Source organism: Methanosarcina sp. A14 (genome assembly GCF_001729375.1).
GTDB lineage: Archaea > Halobacteriota > Methanosarcinia > Methanosarcinales > Methanosarcinaceae > Methanosarcina > Methanosarcina barkeri.
The window spans coordinates 1-20,432 of record NZ_LZPK01000111.1 but is presented as its reverse complement, the minus strand read 5'-3'; the positions used below and the strand labels follow the sequence as shown (position 1 = coordinate 20,432).

At 37.0% G+C, this 20,432-nt stretch carries 20 protein-coding genes and 1 pseudogene; 12 read left to right on the top strand and 9 right to left on the bottom strand.

What is annotated here, in order from left to right:
* Positions 1-79 precede the first annotated feature (79 nt).
* Positions 80-340: a DUF3267 domain-containing protein gene (locus tag A9239_RS20250; RefSeq protein WP_255361914.1), complete on the bottom strand. Its 261-nt coding sequence runs from the start codon at positions 338-340 to the stop codon at positions 80-82.
* 760 nt (positions 341-1,100) lie between these two features.
* On the opposite strand from A9239_RS20250, the gene A9239_RS06120 reads away from it, so the two are divergent.
* On the top strand, positions 1,101-1,523 hold the full coding sequence (locus tag A9239_RS06120) for a protease inhibitor I42 family protein (RefSeq protein WP_052712925.1): 423 nt from the start codon (positions 1,101-1,103) through the stop codon (positions 1,521-1,523).
* Between the two features lie 322 nt (positions 1,524-1,845).
* Here the strand turns inward: A9239_RS06120 and A9239_RS06115 are convergent, their stop codons facing one another.
* Positions 1,846-2,358, bottom strand: coding sequence for a hypothetical protein (locus A9239_RS06115; protein ID WP_048121810.1), 513 nt, complete (start codon positions 2,356-2,358; stop codon positions 1,846-1,848).
* Positions 2,359-2,491: 133 nt separating this feature from the next.
* Here A9239_RS06115 and A9239_RS18155 point away from each other — a divergent pair.
* The 4 genes and pseudogenes from A9239_RS18155 to A9239_RS06100 form a co-directional block, all read left to right on the top strand.
* Positions 2,492-2,737 (top strand): annotated as a pseudogene (locus tag A9239_RS18155) (hypothetical protein); the annotation flags it as partial.
* A 239-nt stretch (positions 2,738-2,976) separates the two neighbouring features.
* A complete protein-coding gene (locus A9239_RS06110; protein ID WP_048121812.1) occupies positions 2,977-4,209 on the top strand; it encodes an ABC transporter substrate-binding protein in 1,233 nt (410 codons plus the stop codon).
* On the top strand, positions 4,206-4,901 hold the full coding sequence (locus tag A9239_RS06105) for a GTP-binding protein (RefSeq protein WP_048121814.1): 696 nt from the start codon (positions 4,206-4,208) through the stop codon (positions 4,899-4,901). Before A9239_RS06110 ends, A9239_RS06105 begins: the two co-directional genes overlap by 4 nt.
* Positions 4,902-4,920: 19 nt before the next feature.
* Positions 4,921-5,934 (top strand): ABC transporter ATP-binding protein, encoded by a 1,014-nt coding sequence (locus A9239_RS06100; protein ID WP_080941587.1) that lies wholly within the window; start codon positions 4,921-4,923, stop codon positions 5,932-5,934.
* A 93-nt stretch (positions 5,935-6,027) separates the two neighbouring features.
* Here the strand turns inward: A9239_RS06100 and A9239_RS06095 are convergent, their stop codons facing one another.
* Positions 6,028-6,309 carry a type II toxin-antitoxin system HicB family antitoxin gene (locus A9239_RS06095; RefSeq protein ID WP_243684935.1) on the bottom strand — a complete coding sequence of 94 codons (282 nt, stop codon included), beginning with the start codon at positions 6,307-6,309 and terminating at the stop codon, positions 6,028-6,030.
* 362 nt (positions 6,310-6,671) lie between these two features.
* On the opposite strand from A9239_RS06095, the gene A9239_RS06090 reads away from it, so the two are divergent.
* Positions 6,672-10,559: a hypothetical protein gene (locus A9239_RS06090; protein ID WP_048156261.1), complete on the top strand. Its 3,888-nt coding sequence runs from the start codon at positions 6,672-6,674 to the stop codon at positions 10,557-10,559.
* Positions 10,560-10,595: 36 nt separating this feature from the next.
* On the opposite strand, the gene A9239_RS20245 is transcribed toward A9239_RS06090, so the two are convergent.
* From A9239_RS20245 to A9239_RS06080, 3 genes are all read right to left on the bottom strand, one after another.
* The gene (locus A9239_RS20245) at positions 10,596-10,742 is read right to left on the bottom strand and encodes a hypothetical protein (protein ID WP_230628954.1); all 147 of its coding nucleotides are present in this window, start codon (positions 10,740-10,742) and stop codon (positions 10,596-10,598) included.
* Between the two features lie 411 nt (positions 10,743-11,153).
* A complete protein-coding gene (locus A9239_RS06085) occupies positions 11,154-14,021 on the bottom strand; it encodes a DEAD/DEAH box helicase (protein WP_048156265.1) in 2,868 nt (955 codons plus the stop codon).
* Between the two features lie 293 nt (positions 14,022-14,314).
* Positions 14,315-14,572, bottom strand: a complete 258-nt coding sequence (locus tag A9239_RS06080; RefSeq protein WP_141706389.1) for a hypothetical protein — start codon at positions 14,570-14,572, stop codon at positions 14,315-14,317.
* Between the two features lie 398 nt (positions 14,573-14,970).
* Between A9239_RS06080 and A9239_RS06075 the strand changes: the two genes are divergently transcribed.
* The 4 genes from A9239_RS06075 (at position 14,971) to A9239_RS18150 (ending at position 16,598) form a co-directional block, all read left to right on the top strand.
* The gene (locus A9239_RS06075) at positions 14,971-15,252 is read left to right on the top strand and encodes a GNAT family N-acetyltransferase (protein WP_052712926.1); all 282 of its coding nucleotides are present in this window, start codon (positions 14,971-14,973) and stop codon (positions 15,250-15,252) included.
* 229 nt (positions 15,253-15,481) lie between these two features.
* The gene (locus tag A9239_RS06070; protein WP_048156266.1) at positions 15,482-15,700 is read left to right on the top strand and encodes a hypothetical protein; all 219 of its coding nucleotides are present in this window, start codon (positions 15,482-15,484) and stop codon (positions 15,698-15,700) included.
* Positions 15,701-15,705: 5 nt separating this feature from the next.
* Positions 15,706-16,101 carry a hypothetical protein gene (locus A9239_RS06065; RefSeq protein ID WP_048156269.1) on the top strand — a complete coding sequence of 132 codons (396 nt, stop codon included), beginning with the start codon at positions 15,706-15,708 and terminating at the stop codon, positions 16,099-16,101.
* A gap of 329 nt (positions 16,102-16,430) precedes the next feature.
* The gene (locus A9239_RS18150; RefSeq protein WP_080943753.1) at positions 16,431-16,598 is read left to right on the top strand and encodes a type II toxin-antitoxin system HicB family antitoxin; all 168 of its coding nucleotides are present in this window, start codon (positions 16,431-16,433) and stop codon (positions 16,596-16,598) included.
* 18 nt (positions 16,599-16,616) lie between these two features.
* Here the strand turns inward: A9239_RS18150 and A9239_RS06060 are convergent, their stop codons facing one another.
* Both A9239_RS06060 and A9239_RS06055 read right to left on the bottom strand, forming a co-directional pair.
* Positions 16,617-16,982 carry a DUF86 domain-containing protein gene (locus A9239_RS06060; RefSeq protein ID WP_048156272.1) on the bottom strand — a complete coding sequence of 122 codons (366 nt, stop codon included), beginning with the start codon at positions 16,980-16,982 and terminating at the stop codon, positions 16,617-16,619.
* Complete coding sequence (locus A9239_RS06055; protein ID WP_048156274.1) at positions 16,979-17,275, bottom strand: nucleotidyltransferase family protein; 297 nt, start codon at positions 17,273-17,275, stop codon at positions 16,979-16,981. The genes A9239_RS06060 and A9239_RS06055 overlap by 4 nt, the downstream gene beginning before the upstream one ends.
* A gap of 345 nt (positions 17,276-17,620) precedes the next feature.
* Here A9239_RS06055 and A9239_RS18875 point away from each other — a divergent pair, with 345 nt between their 5' ends.
* Positions 17,621-17,848, top strand: a complete 228-nt coding sequence (locus tag A9239_RS18875) for a hypothetical protein (protein WP_141706388.1) — start codon at positions 17,621-17,623, stop codon at positions 17,846-17,848.
* A gap of 644 nt (positions 17,849-18,492) precedes the next feature.
* Here the strand turns inward: A9239_RS18875 and A9239_RS06050 are convergent.
* Positions 18,493-18,687, bottom strand: a complete 195-nt coding sequence (locus A9239_RS06050) for a hypothetical protein (RefSeq protein ID WP_141706387.1) — start codon at positions 18,685-18,687, stop codon at positions 18,493-18,495.
* A gap of 556 nt (positions 18,688-19,243) precedes the next feature.
* Here A9239_RS06050 and A9239_RS06045 point away from each other — a divergent pair.
* The gene (locus A9239_RS06045) at positions 19,244-19,885 is read left to right on the top strand and encodes a hypothetical protein (RefSeq protein ID WP_052712927.1); all 642 of its coding nucleotides are present in this window, start codon (positions 19,244-19,246) and stop codon (positions 19,883-19,885) included.
* The last annotated feature ends 547 nt before the right edge of the window (positions 19,886-20,432 follow it).

The following is a 20,432-nucleotide window of genomic DNA, read 5'->3' as shown; positions in this document are numbered from 1 at the left end:
TTTTGTTTATCTTTTGTTTACCTTTTGTCTATTTTCTGTCTACCTTTTTATCTTCTGTCTACCTTAAGATTATACATCCTCAGTTACTTTCAGGAATGCTTGAATTTGTTATTTTCCAGTAAGTTCTCATTCCATTGCAAGTTAAATACGCACCTGCAGACACCTGAATTAGTATCAAGACAAGGGACAGCATATCCACACCGGAACCCATTGCACTCACTAAAATTATAAATTTGATCAGAGAATTCAATAAATTCAGAACTCCTAGAATTCCAGGCAATATTATCGAAATTACAAAGAAAGGTGACAGTAAGATAAGAATAAATCTTGATTTTGACAGTACTTCTTATGAATAAGCAAATCCACCAAAATAAGTAATTCCTAAAAACGCTTTGTCCGAAGTTAGAATATCTGGAACAAAGATAAGATGAAAAAGTTCATGAGTGAAAATAATAACTATACTCAACCCGATAAAGTATACAAAGTCTTGTAAGTCTATTGTTACTGAGATTTTCGAGGGACTGATACCAAAATATACAAAAGAGAAAGGCGAAAATATATCAAGGATTTTAAAAGAAAGCAGAGCACCAAGGATCATTAGTGGGATTGCTACGAACATAACAGGCACAATATTTGGAGGTTCACGCAGCTGTATCCAGTTATTTGCAATTAGTTCGGAATGCCTTTCAAGATTTGTTTTAGGTAACCTCTTTCTTAGCCGGATAATACCGCCTCTTCTTATATTAATATCAGTATACTGAAAACCTATTGTTTCACATTATAAAGAAATATATTTTATTATAATGTAGTAAATTATTGTCTATATATTCTATAATTATTTATCATAAGGAAAATTTATTCTATTTATTATATATATTCATCCGCAGTATCAGATTTTATCCATGTTTTTGATTGCAGTATAATATACCGGAATAAATGTATCCATGCTTTTGATTGATTACAATATAATATACCGGAATAAATCTAAGCTTTGAAAATCCGATTTTGAAAATCCGATTAAATGTTAGAGGGATGAAAAATAAAGATATGTACCTGAAAATAGTTCAGTAAATATATTACTGTGAGTGGAGGGCAGTACAGTGTCAAAATTTGGATATGGAATAACAGTTTTGATTGTATGCTTAGTTCTGGCGACGCTTCCAGCGGCTGTATGTGCTAAACCTGACATAGCAAGTCAAAATAAGATGATAACCGAAAATGACAACGGAAATACCATTTATATTAAAGAAGGACACTCTTTTTTCCTTAAGCTTAAAGAAAATCCGAGCACGGGCTATTCCTGGCAACTCAAGCTGAGTAATGGACTTAACCAGCTCTCAGACAAATACCACCCCTTTGAATCTTTAGAAAATAATTTAGTTATTGGCACAGGTGGGTTTCGCTTATGGAGAATTGAAGGTATAGCTAAAGGAGATCAGCAGGTAAACGCAATATACAAAAGATCTTGGGAGCCAAAAACAGGCCAGGAACAGACTTTCAAACTTAATATTGTAGTGGTCTGAGCCAAACTCTCAATCTAAAATCTTTTTTCTCTTTATGTTATGTAAAACTCGATTGAATGATATCTGTATCACTTTCCGGCTTTTTTCCCCCTTTGTATAAGAGCCAAAAACAGCTAATCTTCGTTGCTCCGCTGTTTTCAAGGAAAGAAGAAATTTTCGAACAAGTCTTTTTTCGGGGCAGTGTTTTCTATGCAAATATATTTCTTTGTGATCATTTAAAGTATGCTGAAGTTAAAAATGAAGACCATTGAAGGAGAAAACAGAGCCCTATGTAAAGACAGCAGTTTTTCTATACTTTCTCCCACCTCAAAAAAGAAATATGTTATGTTATTCCTGCTAATTCAGACGCTTTCTGAAGGTGGCCTGTACCGGAACTGCGAAGTGTTCCGGCCTTTTGGAAATTTTCAGCTCCTACAGTGCCATTTTTCGCTTCATTTGCTCCCTGCAACAAAAACTGACCTGCAGAGTTATAGTCCTGAAGAGCCAACCTCCATTCTTTCTGCGCATCCTGGAGTTTGGGAGATACGGTATATTGATCATTTTCCTGAATGGCGCTCTGAGTATCATTTACTATGTATTGTGCATACACTGCGAGCATGGTATAATTAGAATTGTTTGTCGCGTTAGATACACCGTCCAGATCTGTTTTAAGTATCTTCAAATGCTTCTGGACATTAGTTCCCCATGCAATATCCTGGTAGGCTGACTTGAGGGTGTTCAGCGGCGAATTTAGTTGAGCCTGAGAAACATTATCACCGTTTTGTGATCCGGCGAAGCCGATGATAATCAGTACAACTAGTAAAATAAATAATGTGAAGTAGATGTATTTTTTCATATACACACCCCTAAAAATTCAGTATATACTATATAAATTTAGAGAGGATGTATTATAAGATTTCCATTCACACATCGTTGGTTAAGCATAAAATCCCATCTTCTGTATACGTTTTTATAAGAATATAAGATAGACAGCAATGCTGACATTGATCATTAGCAGAAGAATATATTCTCGTATATATTCTCGTGTAAGAAACTCAACTGCTAATCCTGAAAAAATGGCTAAATATACACAGTTGCGTTAGAGTACTGTATTTGCAAAGAATACATCAGATTTGTTGACAGTAATTCTGCATAGATGTGAAATTAAGAGAACTTTTGAAACGATAACGAGCGTATATGAAAGTCAAGCATTAACGGAGCAAATGATGAGCTAATTTAGTGGTCATATAGGAAGATCACTTCCTAGATGACAATATTTATATGTTTGTATCTTTATTGAAATAATTGATATTCCACTAAACAAGAACAAAAAACAAGGGCTGGTGCAAATGCGGAATTGGCAAGATTTAATAACATAAGTTTTTTCCTTAATGAAAGTCCCCTCTAAAAATTTTAATATGAATGCCATAAAAGGAGATAAGATACTGTTCAAAAACATATCAGGTGGAATGATATGAAAGCAATTGATGAAACAATGAGTATATACCAGATCTTAAGTGACTATCCTTTTCTGTTAAAAATATTCAAACAGCATGGGATGGAGAAATTTGAAAATAAGGAAGTTCTTGAAAAGCTTGGTCCTTTACTAAAATTGAAAACAGCCCTCTCAATGGTATCGGTGAATAAAGACTCTTTTATTGAGCTCCTGAATCAGGCTGTTCTGAACAATGAAGCAAAAGGAGATTTTACCCTTGCAGACTCCCCGGAACGACAAAAAGAGCTGACCCTTCTTGCCCTTTTACCCTGCGGCATGAAGATGCCTTTTAACCGTGCACTTGATGATTTTTCATCTGAATACAGCCGACAAATGAATAATGTACTCCATTCTCTTGTCGAAGGTAATGTCAATCATGAGCTCTCTTATTATGCCTATATCGATTCGGTTACATCGATTGACGAACTTCCGGATATAATCATCAGCTCTGATATCAACAGCTTCTACCACAAACCCTTCCAGGAGAATTTTCTCAATAAGGAATATTTTGTAAATCTTAATTCATCCCCAATGAACAGTGATTTTGAGTCTATCGGTTTTGCCGATCCTCGTGGACAGTTTACCATGATCTCTGCAAACCTTCTGGTTCTGGTTACAATAGATGAACTCATGAAGGATGATAGCAAACCGGAGTCCTGGGAAGACATCTTAAAAGAGGAGTACCGGAATAAGGTTGTTATGAGGGGGCAGGACGGCTTTTTCTGTAATGGGGTACTGCTTCCGTTCTACCGGCTGTACGGTATGGAGGGAATTAAAAAGCTTGCTTCTTCAGTATATACAGGAATCCATCCGTCCGAGATGGTTAAAATGATAGACAGCAAAAAGGATGACGTACCACCTATGTATATCATGCCTTACTTCTTTGCTAAGAAAATTCAAGATAAATCCAGGATAACAATCAATATACCTTCGGAAGGTGCTATTGTAAGCCCTGTGCAGATGCTGGTTAAAAAAAGTGGTGCAGAGCGGGTTAAGGAGATCACGGATTTCTTCTGTGGGAAAGAATTTGCGAAAATTTCTGCCAGAGCTTTTTTCCCGACAACAAATCCTGAAGTTGAAAATAATCTTGAAGGAATCAAACTCTATTGGCTGGGCTGGGACTTCCTGATGAACAATGACATAGGAGCACTTAAAAAAGAGCTTGAAGGAGTTTTCAATAAACAGTTCTATGAAACTGGAGGTATTGTGTGAGGCTTGTTACGGTAGCAGGTCCTCCATCCTCAGGAAAAACCAGCATCATTATCAAGACCATTGAAGAGCTTGAACAGAAAGGTTTCACAATCGGTGTGGTAAAATTTGACTGTCTCTCGGCTCAGGATGAGGAACACTATTCAGCTCACAATATTCCGGTCAAGACCGGTCTCTCCAGAGGACTCTGTCCTGACCACTTTTTTGTAAGCAATATTGAAGAAGCCCTCAGGTGGGCCAAAGAGAAGAAGTTTGATTTTCTGATTACCGAGAGTGCAGGTCTTTGCAACCGCTGTTCTCCACATATTAAAGATGTTCTGGCAATCTGTGTTATTGATAACTTGAGTGGTGTCAACACACCTAAAAAAATCGGCCCCATGTTAAAACTTGCAGACATTGTTGTTATTACTAAAGGGGATATTGTCTCCCAGGCAGAACGTGAGGTCTTTGCATACAGGGTCAGACAGGTTAACCCCAGAGGAATGATAGTTCAGATTAATGGTGTTACAGGACAGGGTAGTTTCTATCTTGCAAAACTTGTGGAAAAAGCCTCTACGTTGGAAACTCTTCAGGGAGCTACACTTCGATTTACCATGCCTGGAGCTCTATGTTCATACTGTCTTGGAGAGAGAAAAATCGGGGATGACAAGCAGATTGGGGTTTCAAAGCTGGTAAATTTCAGAGGAGAAGAATAAATTCAGGGAGAAGAATAGCTTGCGAACAGATTTACTTCATATGACGATAAATGAACTCAGGGAGATGATGCCCTGGATAGAGGACTATTTCTCTGCATTTGCAATTGATCCTGTGCAGTTCGGGAACATAAAACTGGAAGAACTGGGTTCAACACCTGGTGAAGATTATTTTGTAGAGATGGGAAGCAGCTCTCTCGCCTTTATTGATGGTTTCTTTCTATTTATTGAGCAGGCAAAAGCTCTTCAACAGGGCAGCGGATCCACAGTTGAATCCCTGACAGTGCTCCCTGGACGTAATAAGAATGGTGAAAAAGAAGCCTTTTCGGTAAATCTAAAAAAAGGTGAAGTGACTGCAATTGTCGGTCCTACAGGATCAGGCAAGTCCCGTCTTCTGGCTGATATTGAATCTCTGGCTCAGGAGGATACTCCTACAGGCCGAAAAATACTGGTTAATGGCCGGGCTCCAGGTGATGAGGAGCGTTTCTCGACTGAGGGGCGTTTTATCGCGCAGCTTTCACAGAACATGAATTTTGTTATGGACCTCAGTGTCGAGGAGTTTCTGACCATGCATGCCGAGAGCCGTATGGTTGACGAGGTATCTCGTATTGTTCAGAAAATATATGATACTGCAAACATCCTGGCAGGAGAGCCTTTCAGCAGGGAAACTCCTGTTACGGAGCTCTCAGGGGGACAATCCCGCGCTCTGATGATTGCAGATACTGCACTTCTCAGCCCGGCATCTGTTGTCCTTATCGATGAGATTGAGAATGCAGGCGTCGACAAGGTTAGGTCTCTGGAACTTCTGGTAAGTAATAACAAGATAGTTTTAATCAGTACTCATGACCCTCTTCTGGCTCTATCGGCAGACCAGCGACTGGTCATTCAAAATGGCGGGATTTCAAAACGTATAAAAACCACACCGGATGAGAAAAAATACCTGAAGAGCCTCGAAAAAATAGACAGCAAACTTACTCATCTCCGAAATCAGTTGAGAAGGGGGGAAGAAATTGACTTCAGCGATTTTCTGGTGTAGCTTAAGTATGCTGAATTAAAATGCCGACCAAAGAAGAAGAAAGCAGATTTGACAAAGTCGAAGTTTGGAATGATATCACTTTTTATTATATTTTCACTTAACTCCATCAAATCTTCCCATTGTGCCGCCTGTAATATCTTCAAGTTCCTCAGCCTCAAGACAGACCTGTATTGCTTCTTTTATACGTTCCATAGCCTGCTCAACTGTTTTTCCTTGAGTATAACAACCCGGTATGTCAGGAACCCTTGCAATATACATCTCATCTTTGTCCTGTTCGATCAGAACCGTATAACTCAAGCTCTCGCCTTCCATCTTTACCAGAATAACATTTAATCTGTGAGTACTTAAAGCTGCTACCGGCAGAACTATTGACAAGAATTGGCTGAAAAAAAGCAGAAGCCGAAGTGATATAACTTTTTTATTATATTTCCACCCCAGCCCTCCTAAAATTATTCGATTAGAGGTTCTTCGATTGCGCCGCTAACTTGGAATTTATCTATTCCCAAAGCATTACAGCAGAAGATTGAAATTTGTCACAGAAACATTTAAAGCCTACTTGAGTTTTTCCAATAAGTAGAACTCAATAAATGTTTAATGTATTTGCTAGAGGAATATCCAGAATAAACAGTCGAAAGCAAAACAGGAAAATATAATTAAAGGATATAGAAGCTTTATATTATCTAAATATTTTTGAGAAATTAATGAGTTCAGAGTCAAAAAGTTAACGGGAAGATCAAATGAGCTTTGGTGGAATTGCCGATGGACTTTTAGCCAATTCATTATATGATAGTGCCAAAAAAATAATTAAAAAATACCATGATACTTACGCAGATGTCCTTGATGATTCAATTAATAAGGTGACACCAAAACACCCAAAGTTGACAAAGATTCATATTGATAGTTTTTTATATGAATCTCCTGCAGAAAACTTAATGAAGAATTATATCGAACATCCAGAAAATTATATTAATTCTTCAGAAAAGAACTTATTTGGTGAAAAACTTATAGAAGAATTTATTACTTATTTTGACGAAGGATATTTTTCGAGAGAAGAAGCTACAGAAATTATAACTAATTTTCTAAATATATTAGATTATAATGTTCAAAAAAATCCAGACTTAAGAGATAAATTATTATTAGACTATGAAAAAGATACAAACCAAGAGCTCAAAAAACATATAGAAGAATGCCAAATTCATTTAAAATCTTTTTTAACTGCAGAGGAATTCTTCTCTCGTTCCCTCGAAAGTACAAACTTATTGAACCATAAATATCACTTTGTAGGTCGAAGTGATATCTTATCACAGTTAGATAGTTTCTTAGAATCTGACAAAAAGATAGCCCTTTTACCTGGAAGGGGAGGCATTGGAAAAAGCAGAATACTTTTTGAATTTGGGAAAAATTTTGAATTAAAACACAATGAATGGGAACTAAGATACGTTAGTGAAAGTCCATTAACAAAAGAGTCAATTCGTGAATTGCCTAAAAGAAAATGTACTATAGTAGTAGACGATGCCCATCGAAGAGAAGATATTATTACATTACTAGAAACAGCTCAACAAGCCGAAATTATAATAAAGTCCCCAATAAAAATGATTCTGGCTTTCAGACCTCACGGACTAAATTATATTAAAAGCAGCTATAGTAAATGCGGATTTGATACTCGCAAGATTGAAGAGATTTCTGAAATTGGGGAGCTTAAAAGAAAAGAAAAAGAGGAACTTGGAAAAAGTATACTTGGATCAAAACATCACGAATATTTAGAACCGTTAATTAAAGTAGCCAAAGACTCCACTATAGTTTTAGTTATTGGAGCAAAACTTATTGCAGAAAATAAAGTACGGCCAGCTCTTTTAGAACAGGACGAAGAGTTTCAAAATGCTGTTTTTAGTAGATTTCAGGAAGACATATTAGCAGGAATTATTAGTGATGATCTTGACGCAACTTTTTGTAGAGACCTGCTTTCCATCATATCCATTCTATCTCCAATCCAAAAAGACAATGGATTCATTGAAAAGACGGCCAAATTCTTAGAGGTAAAAAAATCGAAGATTAATATATCAATTAATACTCTAGAAAGAGGCGGATTGCTCTATCGTGTGGGATCTAAACTCAGGATAACTCCCGATGTTTTGTCAGACTATATATTACACAATTCATGTATTACTTCAGATGGCTATTCAACTGGGTACTCTCAAGAAATATTCGAAGCTTTTGGAGATACATATCTCAAGAACATTTTAGAGAATTTGTCAGAACTAGACTGGCGAGTAAATAGACAAAATAGAGAAACTGATCTTTTAGTAGAAATATGGAATAATATAGAAGAAAAATTCAAAAATTCATCAAACTTAGAGAAAGTAGTCTTATTGAATAAATTTGAAAAAGTAGCTTATTTTCAACCCCAGAGGATACTGCACTTAATTAGATATGCAATTAACAACCCAATAAACAACCCAATTAACAAATCCAAAAGTGATTATGCACCATTATATGAATTCACTCATAAAGATGTATTAAGGACAATTCCCCCATTATTAAAAAATGTTAGTTACAATTTTGACTACTTTCAACAGTCTTGCGGACTTCTTTGGAATTTAGCTAAAAAAGAAATAGAGATAAAAAATGGAGGTACTGCTTCTAACCATGCATTGACAGTACTCATAAATTTGGCCGAATATCAAATGTACAAATCTTTTGAGTATAGTTCCCAGATTATTACTTTTGTTGAAAAAGAGATAAATAATCATACAGATCCTAAATACACATGCTCACTCTTAGATATACTTGATCCAATACTAGAAAAAGAAATAATATTTGATAAGCCTATAGGAGCCGAGATACAGTTTATACCTTACCCAATTCCTTATAAAAATACAAAAGAGATAAGAAGAAAAGCCATATTATTAATAGAAGCTCAGTTAAAATCTGAATCAACTAAATTAACACTAAGAGCATTGAAAAGTCTTTCACAGGCTTTAAGATCACCTACTGGTTTTTATGGAAGGAAAGTTTCTACTGATGAAATTGAATCATGGCTTCCAGAACAAAGGAAAATACTTAATATTATAGAGGATATTTCCAAAATTACTACAGATCCTATTATAAAGATCCAGATAAAGTCTTCACTTGCATGGCATGCTAGACAAACTATCCAACCAGAAGTTAAAGATAAAGCCAGCTCAATCATAAAATTTCTGCCCGAAGATTTTGAGATCAGACTTGTGAGAGCTATCTGGTATCATTATGACAAAGATTATGAGAACTTTAAGGAGCATCAAGAGGAAGTAATCCAAGAAATAAAAGAGGTATCTAAAGGATTTTTGGAGAAATGTGATAATGAAGGGGGAAAAGTATTCAATGCTCTTAATAAGATAATTACCAATTTTAAAATTAATGAGATTTTAATTTATCCATCAAACTTCTTGAGAGTCCTTTGCGCTACAGATAAAGAAGTTGCTTCTGAAGTCTGTAATCACATTATGTCTGATACATCAAAGCCTTTAGCTAATTATTTAGAGTTCTTATTATCAGGAATTAGAGAAAAAGACGAGGCTATGGCTATAAAGTTAACAGAAATTGCTGTTGATGGCAGTGATCCTATTTTATGTCATTCCATAGCAGAAGGCTATGCACACACAGGATGGGCGTTTAAAATAAAAAATGAAGAAATCAAAATAATTACACAACTACTAAGTTCTGTAGATGCAGACATAAGAAACCTAGCTATTGAATCGCTTGGACACTTCCCCAATACCTTGAGGGATGAAGCTATTGAGCTTGCTTTAGGTGTTGAAATTGGGGAGGACGAAGAAATAGCTGATACTTATTGTGGTATATTTAATCCAGAGTATGGCATTCCACCTGAGAGTTTAGATGAAGCACAACTAGGGTTCATTCTTAAAAAAGTATGTCAAGTCCACGTACTTGAAAAGAATTTATATGACTTAAACATTTTTCTAACATATTGCAGTACCAAAATACCTGAGGAATTGGTTGATGTCCTTTTGGAAAGAGTAGATTTGTCCAAGAAAATAGAGCATGGTACAAGTAACCGATTTCAGCCTTTACCTTATAACGGTTTTTACGACAAAGGATTAAATGGGATATCCCTTAGTTCACATTATAAAAATATTCTTCGAAAAGTTAGAGATAGATCGTTAAATCCAGATTTGAAAGACTCTTTTTGGCTCCCAAAGCTATATTCGTATATTTCAGAAAATATTTCATTGACTAGTCTTGAAGTTCTCAATGAATGGGTAGATACTGGAGATGAAGAAAAAATAAAAACAGTTGGACTTTTAGTCAAAGAAGCACCTTCAACCTTCGTGTTTTCACATTCTGGTTTTGTTTCAAACGTACTTGTGAGTGCGCAAGCGATTAGTGACGACTGCTACGAAGAAGTAAGATCTGATCTATCAAACTCAACTCTTTATGGAGGAAGGACAGGACTCGTTGGTGAACCAAGTTATGAAGATCAGAATGTTCGTGATAGAGCTCAAGAATTTATGGAAAAGTATCCAGTTGGATCACCTACATGGAACTTTTACAAATGGCTCTCTGAAGAAGCAAAAAAATCAATAAAAAGTTGGCTAGAAAGCGATGAAGAAATGTTAGAAGACTAATTAGCGAGTTTTAAGATGCTTATCTATATCTTTCTCTTATTCCCAAAACTTCTTCGTCTTCACATAATCCCTCTCCGCAACAAGAATATCCCTATAAAACTCCTCTTCACCCACCCTCATTTTTTCAATAACCTTTGACGCCGCCTCAAGTCCAATCCCCCGGCTGGCAAGCATAATAACCATCTTCATTCCCCTGCGAGCGTACTACGCTTGCGTCTCTATAAACTCTCTGTATCCGTTTCTTTTCTTCAGGGACAACTTTAACCTGTTTTGCCTGTTTTTTGACAAGCTTGATTTCCTCTCCTTCCCAGGGTTTGAAGGCTACAATTATTTGGAGTTTTAGAGTAGCAAACTGATTCAAATCATAAATAAACAAAAAAGAAAATTGAATTGGGGAATAAAGACATCTGATTATTGTAGACGGAGGGCGAAAAATGGTATACATTATAAAGTGATTGTGTCAGATGTCTTTGCTACATAATATTAAGGAGTGATTATATAAGTGCTATTATCTACTGCTATTTAACATGCATTTATTTCAGTACTCATATTCTTACTTTCAATAGTGCACCAGTATACATTATATCCTGGATCTCATTCCCAGAACTTCTTCGTCTTCACATAATTCCTTTCCGCAACCAGAATATCCCTGTAAAATGCCTCTTCGTCCACCCTCATTTTTTCAATAACCCTTGACGCCGTTTCAGGCCCAACCCCTCTGCTCGCAAGCGCAATAACCGCCTTTTTTCCCTGCGAATGCACTATACTCGCGTTTCTATAAACTCTCTGTATCCGTTTCTTTTCTTCAGGGGTAACCTTAACCTTTTTTGCCTGTTTTTTGACAAGGTTGATTTCCTCTTCTTCCCAGGGTTTGAGGGCTGCAATCATCCTGGACTCGCAGACCGGGCAGACGATTTCTTCAGGGACGTTCTTTACCTGCCGGCGGGAAGTCCATTTCTTGCAGTTCGTACAGAATAGAACGATTCTGTCGTTCATAATGCGTTCCTTAAGTGCAAGCACGATTGATCGGTCGGCTTTCTCCGGTGCGACCAGGTCTTTTTTCATGGCAAAACCGGCTGAACCGATTGGGGTTGGAAGGGAAACTTCAACTGAAATCTCGCCGGCTGCAAGTTTTGTAAGGACTTCTTTTGTCCTCGGGACGTCAAGCAGGTCGTGAAAGATTTCCCGAATAACCTCGTCGTACATTGAAGATCCCTGGTAGATTTCCAGCAGCTTTTTCATGCTGATCCGGTCGTAGTCAATGTCCCGGGAAAGGGCTCCGAATTTTCGGGCAACGTGAACCATTTTCCATTTCATCAGAGTTGTGTTTTTCAGGGTCATTTCTATGATCGGCTCAACGTGTTCGGGACGGAGGGAGAGAAGCATATCCCGAATCTGGAAAGAGCCTACCCGGCGCGGAAGGGTCAACCGAATCCTGTAGGGGTCGACTTCCTGGGCGACACTGCTCCCGAAGCGGGCTGAAAGAAGTGAGGTCAGGACTCTCGCAAGAGTGCCGTTTGTGTTATGGCCAAAACAGGCGTTCAGAGTCACAGAATCTCCTTCGTCTTCGATCACAATCGTGCTCGCATCAGGCAGGGGGAAGTCTCCTTCTACGTGTTCACGTACCAGGCGGATTAATTCGAGCACTGCATTTCTTGTTACCGGATATTTCGCCTGAAGCTGTTCGGCAATAGCTTCATCGTCAAGTTCTGCGCGGATAAAAGCTGCAATTTCCGCCCTTAGCTTTCCTACATCCTGAGCGACCTCAAAAGGCACAGGGATTTCTTCACCGGTCCAGCTTGGAACCTCACCCTTACCTTCCACGGGCTCGACTTTGATTCTGTCCTTTCCCTGCTCGCGGTCAGGCATCTCAACGACCCGCCACATGTAGCCTTTCGTTATGAAAACGGCGCCCTGTTCCGCAAAGTTTACGACAAAGGCTTCATCCAGCACGCCGACTGATTTTCCACTTACAATATCATAGATCTCGTACTTCTTTTCGTCCGGGATCATGGAAAGGTTCTCGTAATAGTATTCCCGGCTTTTCCTGCGCCTCTTGACGATATTTGAACCTTTTTCATGCCAGACAAGTCTGTAATCCCCTATCTGGTCCACAACCCTTTGCAGTTCTTCAAGCTGCAGATCCCGGAATGGGTACGTCCGTTGAAGAATCCTGAGAATTTTATCAATTTCAATCTCCCCGAAATCCATAACCATGCCTGCAATCTGATTTGCCACGACATCCAGGGATTTTATATGCGGAGAAACCTCTTCCACCCTGCCTTCCAGTGCAGCTTTCGTAATTGCCATACTTTCTGCAGTATCGTCGACTTCCATAGAAACGATAGTGCCTCGGGAAACAGAATGCAGCTTATGCCCGGCTCTTCCGACTCTCTGGAGCAGCCGTGAAACCTGGCGTGGAGACCCGTACTGGACCACCTGGTCGACGTTTCCGATATCGATTCCAAGCTCCATTGACGAGGTGCAGATAAGGCCTTTCAGGGCTCCGGATTTGAAAGCTTCCTCAGCTTCCACACGGGCTTCAAAAGAAAGCGAGCCATGGTGTACCCCTATGGATGTCCCGAGTTTCCGAAAACCGGTAGCTAGAGCTTCGGCACTCTGCCGCGTATTTACAAAAATAAGAGTGGACTGACTATCTTCGACAATTTTCCGGATGCAGAGCAGGTGAGAGGCAAATTCAGGCTCGCAGCCAACTGTTTTTGCAATTTTCAAGACTTCTTTTTCCTGTATTTTTCCTTTTTCTGAAACCTGAGGGTTGACAACATCGAACTCAAGCAGTTTCAACAGGGCTACCTCAATTACAGTGAAATCCCTTCCATTGCCTGCCAGGAACTTTGCAATTTCCCAGGGGTTCCCGACTGTTGCAGAAAGCCCGATTCTCTGGAACTCGCCTGAAATTTCCACAAGCCTCTCAAGCCCAACAGCCAGCTGAGTTCCACGTTTTGAACCTGCAAGCTCATGGATTTCGTCTATCACGACATGAGTCACGGTTTCAAGGTTCTGGCGCAGGCGGGAGCCGGTAAACATTGCCTGCAAGGTCTCAGGAGTAGTGATCAGTACATCAGGGGGATTTTTCGACTGGCGCTGTCTTTCACTTTGCGGAGTATCCCCATGCCGAACCTGGACTTTGATGTCGAGCAACTGCCCGAGGATTTCAATACGAGAAAGCATATCCCTGTTAAGTGCCCTCAATGGAGTTATATAAAGGGCTGAGATTCCCTTTCTGGCTTCAGGTTTCTTTTTCAGGATACTATCAAAAACAGGCAGCACGGCTGATTCGGTCTTGCCTGAACCCGTAGGAGCTATCAAAAGAGTATGCTTTCCATCCATTATGTGAGGAAATGACCTTTCCTGAGGTTCTGTGGGTTTTGTAAAGCCAAGAGTTTTGATGGCTTCCTGAATCTTTGGGTGAAAAGTATTAAAGATGTTATGAAACGTCATGTTTTTGTAATCAGTTTTGGTTAAATTGTTCAATTGTTGTGTTAGCTGGCATCAGTATAAATGTTTCTATGCAAGTAGTTTCTATTCAAGCGTGGAAATAAAGTGAGTTAGACAAATAGAAAAGCAAGAAGAAAAGTGTCAGAAAACGCTTAATTTATTTCTTTTATTTTAATATATTTATTTTATATTTTAGAGTTTATCGTAGTCGATCTTTTTCCACAGTTCGATCTTTTTCCACAGTTCGATCTTTTTCCACAGTTATTCGATTTTAACATCCGATATCCTTTACACATTCAATGTTCTTCAGTTTCTTCGAGGCACGCAGTGAAAGGGAACGCTTCAGCCCATCCAAACCCGCCAGGAATAAGGACATGGAACGTTTCCCTTCTTTCTCCTTTCTCTACTTCCAGCTTCTCAATATGGCTCAGATTTGTTTCAAAACCCTCTTCAGGTTCCTTGAAATCCCTGATATCGTCAAGGTCAAGTACTCCACTGGAGCAGTACAACATTTGAACATTATCTAAAATCCATCTCTTACTAACTAATACCATAATCCCACCACCCTATTATTTAACTTTTGAACCGTTAAAACACCCCCTGGTTTTTTCTCAACTACCGAGCATGGTTCACTTCGGTAATGATAAATTGTTTATCTGGAGCTCTATTTAACGTTTAAGGATCTAAAAATATAATGGAATTCAACTCTTGTACATACACATAGTTACCAGACTCTTCAATAAAACTCAGGCATTTAATCTGGTTTTGTTGCAGAAATTTCAGAAAGTACAACGGATACAAAAATTGTTACATTTATCGTAATAAATGCCCGAATGAATGTTAGAGAAGTACTTTAGGGATAAACTCGAATTAATAAAACCGACTACAGAGCTTGAAGAGACTGCTTTAGAATATAAAAAAGAACACTTTGATATCGGAGAATACGAATTACATGGCAACGCTCTGCTTGACAAAACAGAGCTTTATTTTACGTAATTACGGACACAGTGGTTACGGTGTACATCCCTCCGAACGCAAAAAAGGTTATGCCACACAAATGCTGAAAATGACACTCGAATATGCGAGAAAAATTAGATTATCAAAAGTGATGCTTGCATGTTATAAAGATAATGAAGCTTCAAGTAAAATAATTCAGAAGTACAATGGTATCTTTGAAAAAGAGATTTTACATTCCAATAGAAAAATTGTACAGGTATACTGGATAACCTTATGAGTTTTGTGTAGTTGATGGGAACTAATATAAATTTTAAGTATGTGTCGAATCCAATCTAAAGGGCAGCCCCAGTCAACTACACAGTACCGTTTTTATTTAACGAGCTATTATGAAAGTCATTTGTTAAAAATGTAGTCATTTTGGGAGAAAATTACTGTATTATGGAGAAGAATTCTTTCTCCTTGATTATAGAGCTGAAAACTCAGATCAGGGCCATTTACGAACAGATTTGTGCAAAGAACAGCTAACTCAAAGACCAAAACGAGAATACGCACAAGCAGGCGGCCCACATTCAACCGCTGATTCTGAACAACAACCGGCTAAATCTCAAGCTACTTCCGGAAATTACGGAAAACAAAAAGCTATGGTGGAAATTTTGGAATATTTTTTAAGCAATGCTGATATTATTTCAAATAGAACAGTTATAAAAATAGATATTTCTGAGTGATATTGATGAAAATACGCAAAAAAAGGCCAGAAGAAAATTCAGGAATTATATTTGGAGGCGTACTTTTTTTTATTGTAATGGCTTTAATTCTTAAGACGAGTACTTTGTTAAATATTTCTAATCAAATAATTGTTTGGGTTACTGTTGGTCTTGCCGCTCTAATGGTAACCACAGGACATTATATAGTCTCAAGAAAAGTAATTGACGAAAAAACGAGAAATGAAGACATAATAGCTATAAAAGGAAATCTGATAGGTTATTTTTTATGGATCATTGTATTAATAATTGCGGACTTATTAAAAATTGGAATTAGTACATTTGTAATGTTAGTAGGAGGTTACGCTACAATACTTTTGGTTTTAGTATATATGGATAAGAGAGTCATTAAGGAGCAAAAATAGTTTCACAGTGGATATTTTTGCCCAATCCCTCCAAAAGTTGAATTAAGAGTATTCCACTCATTCAAAGAAGAGTTTTAAGCGTAGGGGTCCCATAACGCCTTGTTGACTCTAAAAGAGTTGCCAAATTCCTTTTTAGAATTTATCTGAAAACTTCCCTCCACGCCCGCATGCTCACAAAGTGAGCAGATATCGGGCGGCCACTGGCAGAAAAAGAAGAAAAAGGATATAGTCATGCATAGAGTATTTTTCTACAGCGATATATAAGATCATACGGATATGTTGTATTATAAAAAGGAGAACACTACAGAACAAAAAAGTTTACTGTTGTCATCGAAAAGGATAAGGATGGAATTTACATAGCTTCTGTTCCGGAACTCCCTGGATGCCATACTCAGGCTGAAACGCTTGACGAGTTAAGCAGAAGGATAAAAGAGGCGATTGAACTCTACATTGAAGTTGAAGCCGAGAAAGGACAAGAAAAGCATCTTGATTTTTAATTTTTGCAGTGAAACTATTCAATTAGAGCCATCATTATTTTTAGTCTTCAGAATATCGAGTATCACAAGAATCTCATCTTTTAAAGCAGGAATATCGACTTTAACAGTATGCCAAACATCTTCCAAATTAATTCCAAAATAATGATGAATCAATCGATCTCTCATTCCAGCAATGTCCCTCCAGGGAACTTGAGGATACTTTTCGCGGAGATCTTTGGATAAGTTTTTAGTGGCTTCACCTATAATCTCAATTTGCCTGATAGTCCCATCTTGAACTAGATTGCTAGACGAAAAATCTTTTTTTTCCATACCTCTAGTATATTCTTCAATACGTTCAATTGAATCGAGGATGTGGCGAAGATAAATCGAGTCATTTTTTCTCATGCAGAGATCACTTTTGCTTCTTTTTTAATTTCTTCAATAAGGTATGGGCTTATCGACCCTTCGGTTAGTAAATCGACTTTTACTCCAAGAAACTCTGATAGCTCTCTCTCAATTCTAACCATAGTGAGCAGACCTTTCGTTTCAGAAAACTCTACAAGAACGTCGATATCACTTTCTGGTCTTTCTTCTCCTCTTGCATAAGACCCAAAAATAGCTACCTTTGTTGCTCCTTCTTTCTTGAGGAATGAAGATATTTTTTCGAATAACTCTTTATTTTGGGAAGCACTCTCCATATCAGCATAATTTCGTTTGTTACAATTTAAACATATCCTGATGAAAGAGAGCCACTTGTTTTGTCTTAGAATAATTTTGTTTTGTCAATTATAATCTCTATTCGGCAGGTCGACATAAGATATTTTAATATTTTTCTTGATATCGTTTTTGAATATTTGATAAATATACATTAGATTTAAAGCTGGTTAACGTGTGGCTCAACTCCCACGACACATATAAACACTAAATCATTTTTCCATTAAAGTTTAGTATGAGATTTTATGTTTGGATCAGATGTAAACCTCACAATTGCATATAGTAAAGGATCATCATATCAAAATCACCATCATTAAAAATCATCGAAAATGAAATGTCGACCTGCCGAATATAGGGTAATCCTTTCGTTTTATTCAATCACAAAAGAAGGCAGGCGAGCATCTGGTCTGTGTGGCAAACGCCCTAGTAAAGGAAAATCTACTAGAGATAGGCCAGATCCGCCTGATAAGCTATTACCTTTGACGCAGAATAATCCTGTAGAAAATCAGATAATGAGCTACCAGAGAGCAGGCAAGAAAATGCAGCAAGTTTCCTAAACTACTGTGTTCTTTCTCTTATCTTGATAAATAGTTCTTAAAAAATACTTTATTTGAATATCAATAAAGTATTTTTAGGAAAACAACTGCATAATAAGATAATAGCAACATAATCTCAAAAGGTGGCTGTTTTTAGCTCTTAAATTAGTTATTTGCCTGAAAAACTATCTATAAATCAAAGAATCAAAGGAATAGCAACGTTATATGTTAAAAAGTCGCTGTACTTTCCATCCAGAGATTTCCAGCCCATAATACACTTTTTTTCATAAAGTACTTTGTTTTTATTATAATATGGCTAGAATTGACTCTGTTCCAAAATCTAGTGATTTTCGCTTTTTTGATTGAAAATATGAATTAGCAAGAAGAATCCGATTATCATCAAAATCAATATTCGACGTCTAAAGACTTCAATTTTTAAGTTGTATCACAAGGATTGTGACTAATTACAAAATCTAGTGATTTTGAACTTTACATTCATCACTAGATTTTGGTACTGAGTCCTAGAATTGTAAAACAAAAGTTAAGATTCACTACAAAATGCAGTTGTTTTGGTGAAAACTATTGTATTCTTGAAGCCTAATATCTCAATCCTGTATGCCTTTAGAATGAACGCCGAGCCAGAGCTGTTATAAAACTATGTGCTTTCACTCTAGTGTTTCATCTTCATCTCTGTAACGGCGCGTTTTTAGTATTATTTTTCCGTCATCATCTCTCTCATAATAGAATTCTTGTATTTCTCCGTTTTTGTCCCATATTCTGAATCGCATATTGCTTTTGTCGCAATTGATCATTTCTCCACCAAATGGACATTCTACTCTGTTTCCTTGTGTAACAACCATTTCGAAAAGCTGCTGTGTGCCAAAAAATATGGGTGAATTGAACCATCCTATGTGCTTGTTACATCTGACTTCGCAAGTGACTTTCATATTATTACTTTCACAGCTAATGTTAACGTCTCCTTTTGGTTTTTATCGTAATTGTTCGGCTTTTATTATATCTTTTAGTCTTTTTGTTCTCATATTTGTTTTTCGCTCCGTAACTTCGACTTTCAACTTGTCGATTTTTATAAAAGATATGTATTTTAGCCAGTTTTGTGCTAATTTTAATTACAAATTTCTTTACGATTTATAAAAGACTCATTTCATGAGCTAAAAAACTGTGGAGTGTAAAGAACTCTAAACCTTACAAAATTCACTTGAGTCGTATCATTTTCATAAAAATGTGGTTCAAAACCGAATATTTTATAAATGTATACCAGTAAATTACTAGCACTTTTGAATAAAAACAAAAAAAGACAAAGGAGAAAAAACCATTTCTTTTATTATTGCTGTTTATGTTGGAGAAGGTATTGTATTAGCAAGTGATAGCCGGACAACCTATTCATATACGGAAACTTTGCCAAATAAGAAAGTCATTGAACATATTGGAATACATTCTACAAATACTACGGACAAGACCTTTATCTGTCCAAACAGATGTGGTATTTCGGTTTGTGGTGATGCTTCAATTTTTGGTATGCCAATAACAAGTTATATACAATCATTTATTAGAGAAAAAATAAATACTAAAAAGAAAGTTGATGAAATACCAGACATGCTGATAAAATATTTCAGAAGTTTTGATCCCATACCTGATGCAACTTTTTTAGTAGCTGGTTATAACAAAATAGAAGGTACTTTTAAACAATCCTTATATAATGTAAGAATTATTGATAGCATTAAAGAAAAAATAGATACTAATACTCAAGGCGCGAGTTGGGCTGGAGAAGCTCTGGTTCTATCAAGACTTTTGCAACCTGTGAGCCTAAAGAATAACGATGGTTCTTATACAGATTTGCCAGCTCAAACAATATTATGGAATTTTTTCACATTGCAAGACGCAATTGATTTTGCTAAATACGCGGTTGAAACTACAATCAATACGATGCGTTTTCAAAATGTAGTTGAAACCGTTGGAAACCCAATTGATATTTTAGTCATCCAACCTGAAAAAGATCCATTTTGGATAAGTAAAAAAGGATTAGGCATTGGCGTTTGATTAAAGGAGATAGAGAATATAAACAAAGTATGGAGTTGAATTTAAGAAATAAGTCACTAGTGTCGCGTCAATTCTCAAGGATTCAATAATTACGAATAATTTCAATCGATTTTATACGACATTTTGCTTTGACTCGACACTAGTCTGAAAAGGTAACCAATTGTAACTTGGCTACATACAATTAACAAAAATCTCAGCTTAATCTTTTTTTAATTGACTTATTACTAATTTCTTTTATATAGTTAAGTAGTGTGTCGACAGTTTTGTAAATTCTAAATATCAGTACCTAAATACAACCCACATTCCGCAGTATTTTTTCGAAAATCAATATTTTTCCTGATAGTGTTTTTGGGACAGGTACAAATAATTTGGATTTTTAGTGGCATTTGGTGAAAATTGAATGATATCGTTTTTTGCCTTTAAATACACCACATAGTTGCTTTTACCTACTACATAAAAATCCATTGGTCATCGGTTAAGGATTTATTTCCTTCTTCTGTTACTCTTTTTGAATCCAATTTTTCATTTATTACTCAAACCATTCATC